The sequence below is a fragment of the Cytobacillus sp. IB215665 genome (genome assembly GCF_033963835.1).
Lineage (GTDB): Bacteria > Bacillota > Bacilli > Bacillales > SM2101 > Nanhaiella.
On record NZ_JAXBME010000003.1, the window covers coordinates 248861 to 265968 of the forward strand.

15 protein-coding genes are annotated in these 17108 nt (G+C 34.6%); 5 read left to right on the plus strand and 10 right to left on the minus strand.

Annotation, left to right across the window (positions count from 1 at the left end; translation table 11 throughout):
- Nucleotides 1–19 precede the first annotated feature (19 nt).
- Entirely contained in the window at nt 20–595 is a 576-nt protein-coding gene (locus SLH52_RS05425; RefSeq protein WP_320208266.1) for a helix-turn-helix domain-containing protein, read from the minus strand.
- 416 nt (nt 596–1011) lie between these two features.
- On the opposite strand from SLH52_RS05425, the gene SLH52_RS05430 reads away from it, so the two are divergent.
- Nucleotides 1012–1134 carry a hypothetical protein gene (locus SLH52_RS05430; protein WP_320208267.1) on the plus strand — a complete coding sequence of 41 codons (123 nt, stop codon included), beginning with the start codon at nt 1012–1014 and terminating at the stop codon, nt 1132–1134.
- Between the two features lie 291 nt (nt 1135–1425).
- On the opposite strand, the gene hemY is transcribed toward SLH52_RS05430, so the two are convergent.
- From hemY to SLH52_RS05450, 4 genes are all read right to left on the minus strand, one after another.
- Nucleotides 1426–2856: a protoporphyrinogen oxidase gene (gene hemY, locus SLH52_RS05435; RefSeq protein WP_320208415.1), complete on the minus strand. Its 1431-nt coding sequence runs from the start codon at nt 2854–2856 to the stop codon at nt 1426–1428.
- A gap of 28 nt (nt 2857–2884) precedes the next feature.
- Nucleotides 2885–3826: a ferrochelatase gene (gene hemH / locus SLH52_RS05440; RefSeq protein WP_320208416.1), complete on the minus strand. Its 942-nt coding sequence runs from the start codon at nt 3824–3826 to the stop codon at nt 2885–2887.
- 51 nt (nt 3827–3877) lie between these two features.
- Nucleotides 3878–4921 (minus strand): uroporphyrinogen decarboxylase, encoded by a 1044-nt coding sequence (gene hemE, locus SLH52_RS05445; RefSeq protein ID WP_320208268.1) that lies wholly within the window; start codon nt 4919–4921, stop codon nt 3878–3880.
- A gap of 422 nt (nt 4922–5343) precedes the next feature.
- Nucleotides 5344–7485, minus strand: coding sequence for a PBP1A family penicillin-binding protein (locus SLH52_RS05450; protein ID WP_320208269.1), 2142 nt, complete (start codon nt 7483–7485; stop codon nt 5344–5346).
- Between the two features lie 618 nt (nt 7486–8103).
- On the opposite strand from SLH52_RS05450, the gene SLH52_RS05455 reads away from it, so the two are divergent.
- On the plus strand, nt 8104–8619 hold the full coding sequence (locus SLH52_RS05455) for an antibiotic biosynthesis monooxygenase (RefSeq protein WP_320208270.1): 516 nt from the start codon (nt 8104–8106) through the stop codon (nt 8617–8619).
- Between the two features lie 246 nt (nt 8620–8865).
- Here the strand turns inward: SLH52_RS05455 and SLH52_RS05460 are convergent, their stop codons facing one another.
- From SLH52_RS05460 to SLH52_RS05470, 3 genes are read right to left on the minus strand one after another with little or no spacing between them, the layout of a single operon-like run.
- The gene (locus SLH52_RS05460) at nt 8866–9579 is read right to left on the minus strand and encodes an EcsC family protein (RefSeq protein WP_320208271.1); all 714 of its coding nucleotides are present in this window, start codon (nt 9577–9579) and stop codon (nt 8866–8868) included.
- A 29-nt stretch (nt 9580–9608) separates the two neighbouring features.
- Nucleotides 9609–10823 carry an ABC transporter permease gene (locus SLH52_RS05465; protein WP_320208272.1) on the minus strand — a complete coding sequence of 405 codons (1215 nt, stop codon included), beginning with the start codon at nt 10821–10823 and terminating at the stop codon, nt 9609–9611.
- Nucleotides 10816–11559, minus strand: coding sequence for an ABC transporter ATP-binding protein (locus tag SLH52_RS05470; RefSeq protein ID WP_320208273.1), 744 nt, complete (start codon nt 11557–11559; stop codon nt 10816–10818). The genes SLH52_RS05465 and SLH52_RS05470 overlap by 8 nt, the downstream gene beginning before the upstream one ends.
- A gap of 1187 nt (nt 11560–12746) precedes the next feature.
- Here SLH52_RS05470 and SLH52_RS05475 point away from each other — a divergent pair.
- Complete coding sequence (locus SLH52_RS05475; protein ID WP_320208274.1) at nt 12747–13169, plus strand: HIT family protein; 423 nt, start codon at nt 12747–12749, stop codon at nt 13167–13169.
- A gap of 787 nt (nt 13170–13956) precedes the next feature.
- Here SLH52_RS05475 and SLH52_RS05480 read toward each other — a convergent pair.
- Nucleotides 13957–14850 (minus strand): hypothetical protein, encoded by an 894-nt coding sequence (locus SLH52_RS05480; protein WP_320208275.1) that lies wholly within the window; start codon nt 14848–14850, stop codon nt 13957–13959.
- A 164-nt stretch (nt 14851–15014) separates the two neighbouring features.
- Between SLH52_RS05480 and serC the strand changes: the two genes are divergently transcribed.
- On the plus strand, nt 15015–16100 hold the full coding sequence (gene serC, locus SLH52_RS05485; protein WP_413785490.1) for a 3-phosphoserine/phosphohydroxythreonine transaminase: 1086 nt from the start codon (nt 15015–15017) through the stop codon (nt 16098–16100).
- 61 nt (nt 16101–16161) lie between these two features.
- On the opposite strand, the gene SLH52_RS05490 is transcribed toward serC, so the two are convergent.
- Nucleotides 16162–16353 (minus strand): hypothetical protein, encoded by a 192-nt coding sequence (locus tag SLH52_RS05490; protein ID WP_320208277.1) that lies wholly within the window; start codon nt 16351–16353, stop codon nt 16162–16164.
- A gap of 170 nt (nt 16354–16523) precedes the next feature.
- On the opposite strand from SLH52_RS05490, the gene SLH52_RS05495 reads away from it, so the two are divergent.
- The gene (locus tag SLH52_RS05495) at nt 16524–17108 is read left to right on the plus strand and encodes an HTH-type transcriptional regulator Hpr (protein ID WP_320208278.1); all 585 of its coding nucleotides are present in this window, start codon (nt 16524–16526) and stop codon (nt 17106–17108) included.

Consider the following 17108-nt stretch of genomic DNA (forward strand, 5'->3'; position numbering starts at 1 on the left):
ATGCTGAAAAATTTAAGGATCATCTAATTGATAATCCCTCTAAGAAATAGAGCTCGAATAAGTGTAATATTTGTTCCTTATCTAACGGTTCGCGATTTTTTTCCCAATCAAAAATTAATGCAATATACAATTTTAAAAAGATAAATGCGGTCATTTCTGGATCACAATTTCTCATTTCTTTTTTATCTATTGCAACGATAATTTTCTGTTTAATAAATCCAATAATAGCATCTTCGAGTTTAACCATAGCTTCTTGGACAGCAGGTGTACCAATCTGATTTTCCTCTTCAATTAACTTAATCATCAGTTGGTGTCTCTTTCTAAATTCTAAAATTTTGTATAAAGCTCTATGCGCATTTTCGTGGAAACGTAATGTTGGATCAATAGCTTCTTCGGCAGCCTCTTTCATTTCAGCAATTAATGAAGATGTTATTTCGTCAAATAACTCTTCCTTATTTTTAAAGAATGTATATATCGTACCTTTCCCAACATTAGCGAGTTTTGCGACTTGGTCCATCGTTGTTGCTTTATACCCAAACAAAGAAAAAGATTTTGTCGCTGCGTCTATTATTAGTTGTTTTCGATCTTTAACCACTGCTACACCTCATTCCACAACTGACCAGATGAACAATTTAGTCATTTAGTATGAAGATACTATAACACAAGACCAAAACCTTGAGCAACACTTTTGGTATTAATTTTATAAAAACAGTTTTTTCTAAAAAATGCAAACGTATTCATACCTTCAGTCTGTAGATGTATGAAAGTTCCTTTTCGTATCGGTTTAAATTCGTAGCAATCATTCAATACAAATACCAATTTATTCCAATTATTTATAAGTTACGCTTAAGGCAAGGATCTTTTCGTTACAATTTAATGCATTAGACAAGTTGTTTATTATATCCAGTTCTTATTCGGTTTTAAAAAGGCGAGATGTAACAAAAGATTGTTAACTACATGTAGAATGATTCTTACGAGAAACAGCCTAATGTAAATAAAGGAGGAATACAGATGGACATGAATCACTATTTACAAAGAATAGGAGTACACTCCCTCACAGGTGAAAAAGAACAAGACTTGAGAATCTTACTACGACATCACCTATACACAGTTCCATTTAAGACAAAAGATTAGTAACAAGCTCAATACCTAATATCGGTAAGCAACTTGAACATCGATGAATCGAGTATGTAGCAACTTCGTCTGTTTAGGCTCTTTTCGTAAACTTTGTTGCTATTATTTCTAAAATGGACAGTTTGATGAGTTTTAAGAGAATTCAATAATTTTAAAAGTAGAAAAGATGCCACGAACGCTAGATATATACGTGCTTAACCTTAGAACGAAAAGCAACAATCAATGCGAAAACAGCCTTTGTTTAACACCTATAGAAATGAGGGGGTGATATAAAAAAGAGGCTAACTATAATTAGTTAACCTCTACTAGTTCTTTTGAATGCGTTTGGATATATTCTAAAACTTTCTTAACTGCCTCTTCACCTTGATCTATACAATCTGGGATGCCTAAGCCTTCGAACGAGCTTCCTGCTAAAAATACGCCGGGCAAATCCTTCTCCATTATTTCTTTCACATTCTCTACTCGTTCTTTGTGTCCAACAGTGTATTGAGGCATTGATTTTTTCCATCGAGTTATAATAGAAAACTCTGGATCGCTAGTAATATTCATTGTTTTATTTAAATCTTCTAAAACAACTTTTATGATCTCATCATCAGTTTGATCAACAATTGCTTCATCTCCAGCTCTACCGACATAGCACCGTAACAGTATTTTTCCTTTTGGTGTTGTATGTGGCCATTTCTTATGTGTCCAAGTACATGCAGTGATGGTATAATCACTATTTCTTGAGACAACAAACCCTGTACCATCTATGTCTTTGTTGATTGCAGACTGCGGAAATGCAAGTGCAACTGTAGCAACTGAAGTTGATGGCATATTTTTAAATCCATCAAAAAACGAATAATCAGCAAGAATGTTTTGGGTAATTTCATGTGGTGTTGTAATAACAACCGTATCAGCTATTATTTGCTCACCATTACTTAAATGAACAATATATTCATCATTTACCTTTTCTAACTTGATCACACTTGTGTTCTTTAATACTGAACCAGCATCTAACTTCTCCTCAACTGCTTCAACTAACGATTGTAAACCAGTTGAAACAGTTAAGAACATCCCTTTTGCTTTACCTTTCTCAGCATTTTTCGCTTTTCGTGGTGTCATACTCTTCATTCCGACTATTAAACTACCATGCTTTTGTTCAACTTGATGAAATTGCGGAAAAGTTGATAATAAGCTCAGTTTGTCAATATCACCTGCATATATACCTGATAGTAATGGCTCTATTAAATTCTCTACAACTTCATCACCTAATCGTCTGCGGAAAAATTGTCCTAATGATTGATCACCAACTACTTTTGATTTGGGTAATACAAAATCAGCTGCTGCTCGAATTTTACCGAATGGCGAAAACAATCCTGTTGTAACAAATGGAGCAATTTGTGTAGGAATTCCCATAATGGAGCCACCTGGCATCGGGTGTAAGTTTCCTTTAACTTGTACAAAAGATTGTCCGGTAGAATTATTTACTAGTTCATCTCCTAGTCCCACCTCTGTAGCTAGTCTTGATGCACTTCTCTTCCTTTCTAAAAAGGAATCTGGTCCCTTCTCAATAACAAAGCCATCTCGTTCGGCTGTTTGAATCTTTCCTCCGAGATGATTGGAAGATTCTATTAACGTACATGCTAAAGAAATCCCTCTCTCTCTTGCTTCCTTTTGCAAGTAATATGCTGTTGTTACTCCAGTGATACCACCACCAATTACGACAGTCCTTCTCTTCACATTACTCACTTGCACATCGCCTTCTTTATTATAGTTTTTTATTATCTAATGCTTTTAACACAACTGAAGCCATTGCATCTATGAAATCCGGGTTTGTATTTGGCATTTCAGGACGGTAATATGTTGCATTCAGTTCATCAGTAACCATTTTACATTCAATGTCATTATCATATAATACTTCTAAGTGATCGGAGACAAACCCAACAGGTATATAAACGAATGTTTTATAACCTTGTTCTTTATACAACTGTCTAGTTAAATCTTGTACGTCTGGTCCTAACCACGGCTCAGGCGTATTACCAGCACTCTGCCAACCTATTACATAGTCAGAAATCTCCGCATTCGTTGAAATTAAATCAGCTGTGTGCTGTAATTGCTGTAAGTAAGGGTCACCATTAGCAAGGATTTTCTCAGGTAAACTATGAGCTGAAACAATAAGTACAGCGTTATTCCGTTGCTCATCAGGCATTTTATGATAAGTTTCTGTCACCTTTTCCACCCAATAATTGATAAATTTAGGCTCATCATACCAACTTTCAATTGAATGAATGATGGGTCCACCAAGTTTATCAGCAGCTTCCTTAGCCCTACCATTATAGGATTTAACACTGAAAGTTGAAAAATGTGGCGCTAAAACGATACTAACTGCTTCTTCAATTCCGTCGTCTTTCATCTGTTTCACAGCATCTTCAACAAATGGCTCAATATGCTTTAAGCCAAGATAAGGTTTAAATTCTATCTCCTGCTGAATATCATTTAGATGTGAAGCAAGCTTAGCTGCTTGTTCTTGGGTAATTTTAGCCAGTGGAGAAATTCCACCAATTGCTTGATATCGTTCTCTAAGATCATCAAGCATATCAATAGTTGGTTTTCTCCCTCGCCGGATATGCGTATAATATCTTTCTATATCTTCCTCATTGTATGGTGTCCCATATGCCATAACGAGCAAACCCATTTGTTTCTTCATAATTTTATTACCCCCTTTTAATCTCTTAGCCAATATACCCCTTCTACATCTTTGTTACTTGTTTAATGAATAATCATGGATAAATGTAGTAAGACGTTTTAAAGTATCAGGTTGAACTTCCGGAAATACCCCATGACCGAGATTAAAAATATAACCAGGTAACTCCATACCTTGATCTAATATTGCTTTAGTTCGTTCTTCAATGACTTCCCACGGTGCGAGTAAAATTGCTGGGTCAAGGTTTCCTTGTACTGGTTTATGAATACCTATAGACCTAGCTTCTTTTATCGGAAGTCGCCAATCTAAACCTACAACATTTAATGGTAAATCATGCCATTCTTTAGCTAAATGGCTTGCACCAACACCAAACATGATTAATGGAACTTGCTCTTCGCTTAGTTCTGAAAAAATTCGATTCATTATTGGTTTAATAAAATAACGATAATCTGCAACATTTAATGCACCAACCCATGAATCAAATATTTGTATCGCACTAGCACCTGCATTAATTTGTGATTTTACATATGTAATAACCATGTCTCCTAACTTGTCCATTAAGGCAAACCAAGCAGTTGGTTCTGCATACATAAAGGCTTTCGTCTTATTGTAATTTTTCGACGGACCTCCCTCAATCATATAGCTAGCAAGTGTAAATGGTGCTCCCGAAAAACTAATTAGTGGTACATTTAATTGTTCTGTAGTCAATAATTTAATTGTATCAAGAACATATGGTACATCAGCTTCTGGATTTATTTCTCCTAGATTTTCAACATCGTTTAATGAACGTATCGGATTCGATATAACTGGTCCGATACCTGATTTAATTTCTACATCAACCCCCATTGCCGGAAGAGGAGTCATAATATCTTTATATAAAATTGCTGCATCAACATTATATTGCTCAACTGGAAGTCTCGTCACATACGCACAAAGTTCTGGTTGATGAGTAATGTCAAAAAGCGAGTATTTTTCTTTTATCTTTCTGTATTCTGGTTGTGAGCGTCCAGCTTGACGCATGTACCAAACAGGCACGTAATCTGTCTTTTCACCTCTACATGCCTTCAAAAACGTATCATTTAAAATTGTGTTGTTTGCCATAAAGCCCACCCTTTCATTATTCCACCTAAATATCATATAAGAACTCTTATTTCCAATCAAATGATACATATTATTATACAAAACAATATACTGATAGTAGTATGTATATCTTGTGAACGTTTTCTTTTATTCAATACGAAGACTTGGCTGTAGCCAAGTCTATCGTTTTATTTATACAAGCCCTTGTCATTAATTTTGTTATCATATTAACTTAATAAGGACACCTAGGCGTAGTATGAATGTAATCTCTCTCCTTTTTTTAAAAAGGAAAGATGCCTCAAACTCTTATTGATTGGATTTCTTACTACGCAAAAAATAACAATGAATGCGAAAACATCGTTGTACAAAAACACTATTAACTATAACTGTTTATACTATACTTGTATATATAACATTTAAAAATGTCAATAAATTGACCATAATTACTCATCAAATGTAAAGAATTGTGGCTTAACATTATTAGAAGGACTACCCTCTTCGCCTGTAATCGGATTATAAGGAACTACTTGATAATTGGGTATCGAAAAAATATTGACAGATGAAATAGCAAAGTCTCCTTTTCCAGTAACCGTACCTATAAGTGTTGCTTTATTATTTTTCTTTTCATAAATTCGATACTTGATTCTCTTATCCTTAGCTGGTGTCCATTCTAAATTTACAGAAAAAAAACCATATGGTTTGAAAGAGAGTTGTGCAAATAAATCATTTATCTCTTTTAATCGGATTGGTTGTTCTAGATCCTCTACTTGCTCAGGAACTTCAAACGCTAAATGTTTACTTTCAAACGTCTCTTCTATAATTTTTTTAAATAATAGGGTTGGTTGACTACTACCTTTTGTTAAATAATGAGATTTGTCTGTTTTGTCATACCCCATCCATAATGCGCCAACAACTGTAGGTGTATACCCAACAAACCACGCATCTTTTGTCGCATCTTCAACTGGCTCGTACGATGTCGAACCAGTTTTTCCAGCTAAAGCCCCTGAGTATTTTCCCATTTGTGCTGTTCCTTCTCGAACTACCCCCTCTAGCATGCGAGTCATATACCAAGCAGTTTGCTTAGAAAATACACGTTTTTCTTCTTTATTAAATTCCCCAATCACCCGATTGTTACGGTCTTCAATTTTTGTAATAAAGTGAGGTTCAATCACTTTACCACCTTCAGCAAATGCACGATAAACCGTTGTTAAATCAATTGGAGAAACTCCTTCCTCTAATCCTCCGAGTGCCATTGCGAGACCTTTATCTGTTATTGAAATCCCAGCTTTTTCTAAATATTTTTTTCCATAATCAATACCTAAATTATTTAACGCCCATACAGCAGGGGCATTTGCAGATTCAATAATAGCATCATACATCGTTATTTTATCTTTATAAACATCGTTGTAATTATGCGGTTCATAATCACCATATTGTAGCAGTTGATCAACTAATAATGAGTAAGGATTAAATTCTTCTTTCTCAAGTGCAGGACCGTATACGACTATGGGCTTAAATGTAGAACCAGGCTGTCTTTTTACCGTTGCACGATTCAAGCCCTTTTGTACATAGTTACGCCCACCAATACAAGCTATGATCCCTCCTGTTTTATTATCCATTAAGACAAAAGCGCCTTGAACATTTTCATCTGTACCAGCAAAATTATTTAAGTCTTGGAATAATTCATAAGCTTTTTGTTGTACAGTCGCATCTAAGGGCACAGTAATTTTGTATCCACCCTTTAATAATTCGTTATTCGTCAATCCATATCTTTCTTCGGCTTCCTTGACTACTAAATCTATATAAGATAATAAATACATATTTTCATTCATCTGATTTATATCTAACGCTAACGTTCTACCTTGATAACGAACTGCATCCTCGGGTGTGATATACCCTTTTCTTTCCATCAAACTTAAAACAAGGTTTCTCCGATCAAAACTTTTCTCTGGCTGTAGAATCGGGGAATAATTAGTTGGAGCTTTTGGTATTGCAGCTAATAACGCTCCTTGTTCTACAGTTAGTTCAGACACATGTTTGTTGAAATATAATTGGGAAGCAGCTTCAATACCGTAAGCACCGTGCCCAAAATATATTTGGTTCAAATACATTTCTAGCAGCTCTTGTTTACTATATTTTTTTTCTAGATTAAGTGCGATAATTACTTCTTTTGTTTTTCGTAGCCACGTTTTTTCATTGGAAAGGAAGATGTTTTTAGCGAGCTGTTGTGTTATCGTACTTCCTCCCTCCACCTTCTTTCCTTCAGTTATATCCCTATATAATGCCCTCATAATGGCTCTTAAATCAACTCCATGATGATTATAGAAACGTTCATCCTCCACTGATATAAATGCCTGCTGTACATGTTTAGGAATGTCTTGTATAGAGACCAATTCTCTGTTCTCTATATAAAGCTTTGCAATTAACTCATCCTCATCACTTACTAACGTTGAAGCAGAGTTCATCACAAGTTTTTTTTCATCAACTACATAATCTCCAGCATATATTATAAATAAATATGCAACTAATCCGACAAAAAAAGTAAAAAATATAATTACACTTGCTTTACTAATCACTTTAAGCATGCAACATCACCTCCAAATGACGCATTATAAAACTGACAACTTAATAGCGACCTCGACAGTACAGCTATACTATATTGAATTGTCCATTCATGCAACTATTAATTATTATTCATGTAAATGTTTCACAATATGTAAAAAGATTAAGCTCTTTTTGTAAAGTTTGTTGTTATTCTTAAAGGCTCTTTTCGTAAATTTTGTTGAGCTCAAGATGCGTTTAACACAACAGTTTTCATTTTCACAAGACAAGATATTAAGTATTTAACTTAATACGCAAACCAACAAAAAATGGGAAAACAGCATAAAAATAGGCGCTGTCCAGCATGGCACAATTCAGACTTATCTACATGTCGTAGGATATTGTTACTAAAATCCCCCTCCAAGCCTCTCGAGACGTTTCGCTTCAATCCATAAAGACAAAAACCGCCTTCTTGACTTGATGCTCCAATGCTTGTTGAGGGAAGTCATGGATGACGACATATCCTCATAGCCCATAGGATGTGGGAAGAATTTAGATGAAATTAAGTCGGCTTCGTTTTTCTAAATAAGTTAACAATTTTTTCAATTTTGTTGATTGGGACAATGGATGAAATTGTTATAATGATAGTGAGGTGATGAATTATGAAAATTTATCTAACACATGGTACGTATCATTATTTAAAAACCAAAAAAGATGAGTTTTCTAACGAACTAATCGTTCTCATGCAAAACGAAGATCAAACTTTATTATTGCATGAAACCAACCGAAATTGTGTCTTTAACGAACCTCGAAAATATGAGGTGCTAGATTCAGAAGGTAGCTTCCCACTAAAAGGCTATGTTGTTATGAATCACGTTCCAGTATCAGAGGAAGGAAGACCTGTCTTTGAATATAGATTTAGCAAACGCCCCGGCCTTATTGACAAAGAACCTGGGTTTATTGCAATGCGTATTTTAAGGCCAATGGATAGCGATACATATATCATTATTACAGTATGGCATAATGAACAAAGCTACCAAAATTGGCAAAAGTCCAACGCATACGAAAAAACACATGAAAGAAGAGGAACTCCGGAAGGCGTTGATCACTACAAATCGTTTTTCCCTAGACCTTCTTATCTAAAAACCTATTTCATCACTAATGAAGATTTATCATAATCCCTAATAATTAATTATCTATAAATGCAAGTATAAGAATAAAGCCGCTTTTCTTAACCATTGTTGCTATTGTTATCTTATTAGTACTAAAAAGGTGGTTTTATATTGTTAGTTATTGTTGTACAAAAGAAAAGATGCCACGAACTCTAGTTGTGTACGTTTTTCTTCTTTATGCGAAAACAGCCAAAATAAAAAACCAGGTGGTATAGATGCCATCTGGTTTTACCTTTTTTGCTGCTACCAAATTCAATTAATATTTAGTATACGTAAACGAAATCCGTTCATCGCAGTTTCTCCTAGCTGGTTAAGAAGTTGAAAGTTAGCAAAAGCTCCAACGACCGCTCCTACTCCAGGTACAATTTGCATCATTTTAATTAAATCAATATGATCTCGATATTCTTGCTGAAATTTTCTCCAATCCAATTCAATTAGTTCATTTTTTTTCTCGTTCCAGTTCGCAATAATTATAAATGTTTCTTTTCTATGCTTATCACTTGAAAACGCTAATTGAAATAAATATAACAAAAATAAACGCTCTTCATATTTTTTCACATCATACCCATATAATGTAGCAATTTCAAACAATAACTTCATTTTAATAGACAGTAATAAAGGGAAATCAGCAAGACCTAACAAAATCCCTCCCATACCTGTTCCAGCCCCTTCTACTGCCGCTGTTCGTTTATAGGACTTAATTTTTTCTTTTATTAACAAATCTTTTTCTTGTAACGTAAGATGAGACACCTCGTGATCTTTCGTGGTAAAATCTGAACCAACAAGCGTTCCTTTGACAAGTTTTTTTATACTTTCTGTAATTATTTCATGAGCTTGCTCAGGGATCATTTGATTCACTTTGTACTGGGCTTTTTTTGTCACCCTAGTGTAAATTGGTGGTCGCTGTAACATTTTTTTACGCCATTGAATTAACTCATTTAAAACTTTTCGCTCATATGTGTTCATTCATCATACTCCTCCGAACCTAGACGTATTTATAACTTTTTCAGCCTACTTTTAACATAAAGATTTATAAACACATAACTAAAAACTATCCCACAAATGAAAGCTAAAAATGCAATAAATACTTTACCTATAAGTAGTATGACGATAGCAAATATACTAGCTTGAATAATTAACAATTTATGTAGCAGTTGTAAGAATGCTTTTTCCCTCACGGATTTTTGAACCGGATACAAGCCAAGCCAAAGTTTCATTGAAAAATGTCGCCATAAGGTCATAAGTTGAAAACCAGTAAGATATAAAAATAAAACAACAATGACGAGCGTTCCATAGCTTAAAGGCAACATTACAAGTAAAAGTATCCCTATAATAAGTAATCGGATAAACAAACCAAAATAATCACTTGATCGTAAAAAAGCCCTCGCGAATAAATGAGTGAAAGTAGCATCTTGTGAAAAAGGTAACCTCTTCAATGTCCAATCTAGCCACTTTCGTCTCTTAACTTGTATTTTCAATTGAGGAACGTCTGTGAACAAATTAGCAATGCGGTAAAACGTCATCATCCTTTTCGATTCTAGTTCAATTAAGTGATCCCATTTCAATCGTTTAGAAGATGTTAGCTTTCTAAAATAAACGTATAGGCCAAACATAATAAGGATGATTAAAATAGGATATAAGTAGTTGGCTTTAATAATGACAAAATAGACAAACGAAAAAGAAATGAATAATCGAATGATGAAATCAACAATGTGAACTTCTTTTTCAACAAAATATTGTACTGTCCATTCGATTAACATATTCCAAACCTTTAATATTAACAATAGTACTAGTAATAAAAGAAGGCTTGTAGCTCCTCTACCAGACATCGTTAAATAAAGAGGTGCAAGACCTGCTACAACCAAAATAACAATGTAGCTTTGTAAGGTAAAGCTGTACAAAAACGACCGATAAAAATATGCCGACATTTTTGTTTCCATTGGCAATAAGAATACAATGTCTGCTTGCTTTAAAAAAGTTTGTATTGGGCTTTTCGTGATTACTACGGCTAAAATAATTGACATGACTATCGCATGCGGAAAATGCGGTGAGAGTGTCTCAAGCCACTGCTGATAATAATAAGCCCCTGCTCCAATGCTAAATATTAAAACAAAAGCTAAATGTTGATTAAATATATAACGAAGGTATCTGCCCGTTTCTTTTCTATGTTGTGCAAATCGCTGATTCCAAATCTTTTTTCCCTCATTCATCTGACTCTGCTTCCTTTGTCAATTGGATATAAAGATCATCAAGTGTAGCATCTGGAGCTTGAAACTCTTTCCGCAACTCATTCAATGTCCCTTTCGCTCGTACTTTACCATTATGTAAAATAACAAATGAATCACAGTATCGTTCAGCAGTTGCTAAAATATGGGTTGACATTAAAATTCCAGCACCATTCTTTTTCATCGTATTCATTAACTCTAATAGTGACTGGATGCCCAATGGGTCTAATCCTACAAAAGGTTCATCAATAATATAGAGCGACGGCTCCACTAAAAACGCACACATAATCATTACCTTTTGCTTCATACCTTTTGAAAAATGGGCAGGAAACCACTTCAACTTCTTTTCCATCCTAAATTCTTTTAGTAATGGTTCTAGTCTTTCTTCAAAAGTTTCTTTTGTGAGACCATAGGCCATCGCGGTTAATTCTAGATGTTCTCTTAGCGTGAGTTCTTCATATAAAATAGGCATTTCCGGAATGAAGCTATATTGCGCCCGATATTCTTCAGTGTCTTCTAACATGGTCTTTCCATTTATTTTAATTGATCCGTTTCTCACATCCATTAAGCCAATGATATGTTTAATCGTAGTACTTTTTCCCGCACCATTTAAGCCGATTAACCCAACTATCTCATTACTATTTACCTCAAAAGATACATCTTTAATGACTGGTCTTTTTGTATATCCACCGGTCACACCGTTCAATTCAAGTAATGCCATTGTACATCTCCTTAAGTTTATATATTTAACTATACTTAAGTATATTTTACCAAACAAAAAGAAAAAGAAACAATAATAAAAGCGGAAGTGCCTTGATCATTCCCGACAAGCACTGGAGTCAAATTTCGTGAAGGCGCTGTTTGCCTTCAACGGATTTGACGAAGTGACCTCGAGGGAATAGGCGCTGGAGCTAGAAAATAATAAAAGCGGAAGTGCCTTGATCATTCCCGACATGCACTGGAGTCAAATTTCGTGAAGGCGCTGTTTGCCTTCAACGGATTTGACGAAGTGACCTCGAGGGAATAGGCGCTGGAGCTAGAAAATAATAAAAGCGGAAGTGCCTTGATCATTCCCGACATGCACTGGAGTCAAATTACCTGAAGGCGCACATCTTAGGATAAAATCCCATCCATTTTTTAGTAGTAAATAAAATCATATTTTTTGTGTATAGTGTTTTAAACATTGGGTATTCTAAATGTTGAAGAGAGGGAAAGGTGTTAGCTAAGAAATTGAACTCCCGCTTTTCTAGTGGTGATTCAATCTAAAGGAATGAGGTGTCTGTGAAAGACAACTTTCTATGTTAGACACTGGACCTATTAGTTGCTTTTAATGACGTTTGTCAAAGAGGGGATGGTCATCTTGAACAAAGTGAGTTAACGACGTTCAAAGACTCCATTCATAATGAGGTGTTTACAGAAGGCAATTTAGTCTTTGCATCTAAATAAAGATCCCTTACTTCAATGTAAGGTGTAATCACTTAGAATGCTCATCTTGAACAATCATTCTCACTTTTAAACACATCATTCATAAAACAAATGAGGTGTTTACGAAAGACACATTAGCTTTTTCACAACGTATTCAAAGCAGAACACAATATCCCTCATCTTCAACTCAGGATGCAACCTAAAAGGTTGTATCCTGTTTCTATTTCCAAACAAATATATGGTAAAATATAAAGAAATGTGCAAGCAAGTTGACCATCTCGATACGCATGTGAAGGTGCTTTTTAAAGGGGATAGGAGCTCGAGTTAGCCATCCATAAATGCGCAGCCCCCACAAGCACTGGTAACATTTCATATGAAGGTGTTTCTTCCTTCTATGCAAAGGTGAAGAAATATCGAGGGGATTGGCGCGAGCTAATACGTTTGCTTCTTTCTAATCAAAAAAATTAATGGAGGGGTAAGAATATGACTGATTGCATTTTTTGCAAAATAATTAATGGTGAAATTCCTAGCGCAAAAGTTTTTGAGAATGAACATGTTATAGCAATACTTGATATTAGCCAAGTCACAAAAGGACATACACTAGTTATTCCGAAAGTACATAAAGAAAATATTTTTGATTTAACTCCTGACATTGCTAAAAACATATTTGAAGTAGTCCCAAAGATAGCTAATTCAATTAAAGAACAATATGAACCTCTCGGATTAAATCTGCTTAACAACAACGGTGAAATTGCAGGGCAAACAGTATTTCATTACCACATGCATATTATCCCTCGCTATGGGAAAGGTGACGGCTTTGGAGCAGCATGGAAGCCACATGGTAATGAATATAGTCCAGAGGATTTACAACAAATTGCTCGTACAATCGCATCTAGCATACAATGATGTCTATTAAGTAAGTCAATATGGTAAACAACTTTACGATTAGACAGAGCGAATAACATATGTTGTATTTTATACAATGGCTGTTTTTGCATTGATTGTTGTTTTTCGTATTAAGAAATAAACACGCATACAACTAGAGTTCGTGGTCTTTTCGATGACTAACGTGTAGAACCGCTGTTTATGGTGCTAACTTGGTAACAATAACAACAATGATTACGAAAAGAGTCATACTAAAGTTCATCTTCGCATTAATGTCCCTTTTCGTTTTAAGTTATAAGCACGTAAACTGTCGCCTTCGTGGCATCTTTTCTACTTTTACAATTATTGAGCTCTCATAAAGCTCAGCACTATTCCATTATTAGTAAAAAAACAAAGTTTACGAAAAGAGCCTCTACAATTTAAAAAAGGTAATCAGCTACCATAATCTACCCTATATAGGATATTCTATATAGATAGATTATGGTTCTTATTATATATAGGCTCATTACGTAAGGCTGTTTTCGTATTGATTGTCTTTCGTATTGGAAATAAACACGTATACAACTAGAGTTCGTAGTACCTTTTCTTCTGAAACATGATAACTAACATCTAGAGCTACTTCCTATGGACGAATTTGGTGATAATTGCAACAAAGTTTACGAAAAGAGCCTTTCGTAAATATCGCTTCTTTTATTTACTAAATTACACTATATGCAACTCTATGAGTTTGTCATCGTTTAATTGTTTTCAAATTGTATTTAAACCTCATTCAACGATAACAACAACCTATGCAAAGCAACCCCTATATTCAATAATCGCTAAACTTTCTGATCATTGCACGAACTGGTGTTATTTCTGATATTCTCAACCAATCATCGTGATCAAAGAAATCTTCATACTGAGAAAGAAACTCTTCTACTGTTCTATGAAAAGAATCATTCCACCTTAATAGATGAATAAACTCTTCTCTTGTTCCAGTAAAACCGTATAGATCTTTTATTCGGTTTATCATATCCGCTTGCCATACTGATGGAATAGTAGAAATGCTAGGAATATCATTAAAACGATAATATGTTCCATCTAACTTCAGAGCATATGGATAATAATATGCATACACTTTTTCAAACGTTTCTCCTGTTTGAAGTGTTAGTTTTCTATTAAGGTGTTCTCTAAGTTCATATCCGGTTTCTGTTCTATCCATAAGTTCAAGTTGATCCTTATCCAAGAATGTTAGCCAAATTTCCGTTTGTGACCCACGATTTGGTGCAATTACTGCTGGTAATGCCCCGTAAGGAGCTAAAAATGGGCCAAAAACAATATCTGAATCAACCATCGTCCCTTTCATACAAATGAGTATTTGTTTCGAGTTTTGATTTAAGCTAAATTTGTACACAAGTTGTGCAATACATACGTTTGATCCATAAGCAACGACAGGAAATCTATTATCGATAGAACTTACTCCTTCTGTCTCTAACAATTCCTCAATATTGAGTACCTCTCCATCATCCGTTAAAAATGAACCTAGTGGGTGACTATTATTTGCAACATGAACTGAAAGTTGTTCAATTTTAGTATTATTTGCTTCTTCAATTTTATGGACTCTGCCATTCATAAAAACAAATGAGCTAGGTGGTCTTGGTCCTGGATAAATGTCTGGGTGGTCATAAGGGCTAATAATAAACGGCTTGTTTTCACGGTACAAAAATATATCTCCCCTTTTGAATTCATGTTTATATTTTGTTAACTAATCTTAGCTAATTTTCGAAAACTTTAAAATAATAGCTTACTTCATTACCGTTTCATGGTACTATATAAACAATTTAAGCAATTAACGTAACAAAACATTTTTGAGGAGGATATTACGTGATGCGTGCATACAACTTTAATGCTGGACCATCTGCACTACCACTAGAAGTTCTACAAATCGCTCAACAAGAGTTAGTAAATTTCCAAGGAACTGGGATGTCTGTCATGGAGCTTAGTCACCGTAGCAAAGAATATGACGCCGTTCATGAAAAAGCGAAAACTCTACTAAAGCAATTACTTAACATCTCAGATGAATATGAAGTTTTATTTCTTCAAGGTGGAGCTAGTCTTCAATTTACAATGATTCCAATGAATTTACTTTCCAACAATACAGTTGCTAACTATGTTTTGACAGGATCTTGGTCTGAGAAAGCCTTAGCTGAAGCTAAAAAAATCGGGCATGTCCATGTATCTGCATCTAGTAAAGAAAATCAATACAAGCACATTCCATCTATTAATGATTTAGAAGTAAGTGATAATGCTGCTTATTTACATGTTACTTCAAATAATACGATTTATGGTACCCAATGGTCGAAATATCCACAGTTAAATAATGTTGAGCTTATTGCAGATATGTCTAGTGATATTTTAAGCCATGAAATTAATGTGGAGCAATTCTCAATGATTTATGCTGGTGCACAAAAAAACCTTGGACCATCTGGTGTTACGGTTGTCATTCTAAAAAAAGAACTACTCACTAACACCACTGATGAATTACCAACGATGCTTAACTATCGTACGCATGCTGACAAAAATTCCTTATATAACACTCCTCCTACATTTGCAATATATACTTTATCACTTGTTCTTGAGTGGTTGGCTAATAATGGTGGTGTGAAAGGAATAGAGAGAGTTAATAATGAAAAAGCTTCTCTTCTATACAGTTGTATTGACGATAGTAATGGGTTTTATAAGCCTCATGCAAAGATGGATAGCAGGTCAAAAATGAATGTAACATTTACATTACCTTCTGAAGAGTTAACAAAGAAGTTTCTCTTCGAGGCTAAAGAAAAAGGCTTTATCGGTTTGAGTGGGCACCGCTCTGTAGGAGGGTGTCGTGCATCGATTTATAACGCTGTACCACTAGAAGCTTGTGAAACCTTAGCAGATTTCATGAACAGCTTTTATAAGAGGAACCAGCTCTAAACTCAAAAATAATTTAGTTAGATGAAATTTATAAAAACCCCGGTCTTTGGTCGGGGTTTCATCATCTAAAATAAATGATAGATAGAGCTACTAGCAAACAAACACATCCACCTCCACCTAGGACAGCTGCTTTTTGACGAAGTATTTGTTTAGGTGGGTAGGCGACAGCTCTTTGTATTAGTGAGAAATAATTTATCATGCCAACAAAGAATAATAGACTTAAAACAAACAATAACAAGATTAACACTGTCAATGCAGTCCCCCCCTTAATTGATATTATGGTGTTTTCAGAATAACTATGTGTTCTGATTTAAATAAATTTCGTTTATTTTAAAATTTCCGAAATTTAATCCTTTATTAATTTTTATTTTATTGGCATAATAGATTGTAATAAAAAATCCAAAGAAAAGTAGGTGACTAGTTGTGACGAAAGAAAATAATTTTTCTATGAAAGAAGCAATGTTATTTAGCCAAAGAATGGCTCAACTCGGTAAAGCACTATGGAAGACTATCGAAAAGGATTGGCAAAACTGGATCAAACCATATGATTTAAATATTAATGAACATCATATACTATGGATTGCTTACCATTTAAATGGTGCCTCCATCTCAGAGATTGCAAAATTCGGAGTCATGCACGTTTCAACTGCCTTCAACTTTTCTAAGAAATTGGAAGAACGAAATTTATTGCAATTTTCCAAAAAAGAGAATGATAAAAGAAATACCTATGTAAAAATTACTAGTCAGGGAGAAGAAATTTTATTAGAGTTAATGGAGAGTTATGACCCAACAAGACATTCTACCTTTCAGGGTGCACTTCCAATAAAAGATTTATACGGAAAATTCCCAGAACTTACTGATGTAATGTGTATCATTCGTAGTATATACGGTGACGATTTCATGAGGATATTTGAAAAATCTTTTGAGAATATTGAAGAAGAATTTGTTGAGGTAGATGGAAAAATTAGAAAGCACAATCAGCTACAAGAAGTGATTGAAGATAACTAA

Coding starts and splice junctions, on each gene's coding strand:
- SLH52_RS05465 (WP_320208272.1), bottom strand. CDS start 10,823: ATGAATGAGGGAAAAAAGATTTGGAATCAGCGATTTGCACAACATAGA.
- SLH52_RS05460 (WP_320208271.1), bottom strand. CDS start 9,579: ATGAACACATATGAGCGAAAAGTTTTAAATGAGTTAATTCAATGGCGT.
- SLH52_RS05470 (WP_320208273.1), bottom strand. CDS start 11,559: ATGGCATTACTTGAATTGAACGGTGTGACCGGTGGATATACAAAAAGA.
- SLH52_RS05455 (WP_320208270.1), top strand. CDS start 8,104: ATGAAAATTTATCTAACACATGGTACGTATCATTATTTAAAAACCAAA.
- hemE (WP_320208268.1), bottom strand. CDS start 4,921: ATGGCAAACAACACAATTTTAAATGATACGTTTTTGAAGGCATGTAGA.
- SLH52_RS05430 (WP_320208267.1), top strand. CDS start 1,012: ATGGACATGAATCACTATTTACAAAGAATAGGAGTACACTCCCTCACA.
- SLH52_RS05450 (WP_320208269.1), bottom strand. CDS start 7,485: ATGCTTAAAGTGATTAGTAAAGCAAGTGTAATTATATTTTTTACTTTT.
- SLH52_RS05475 (WP_320208274.1), top strand. CDS start 12,747: ATGACTGATTGCATTTTTTGCAAAATAATTAATGGTGAAATTCCTAGC.
- serC (WP_413785490.1), top strand. CDS start 15,015: ATGCGTGCATACAACTTTAATGCTGGACCATCTGCACTACCACTAGAA.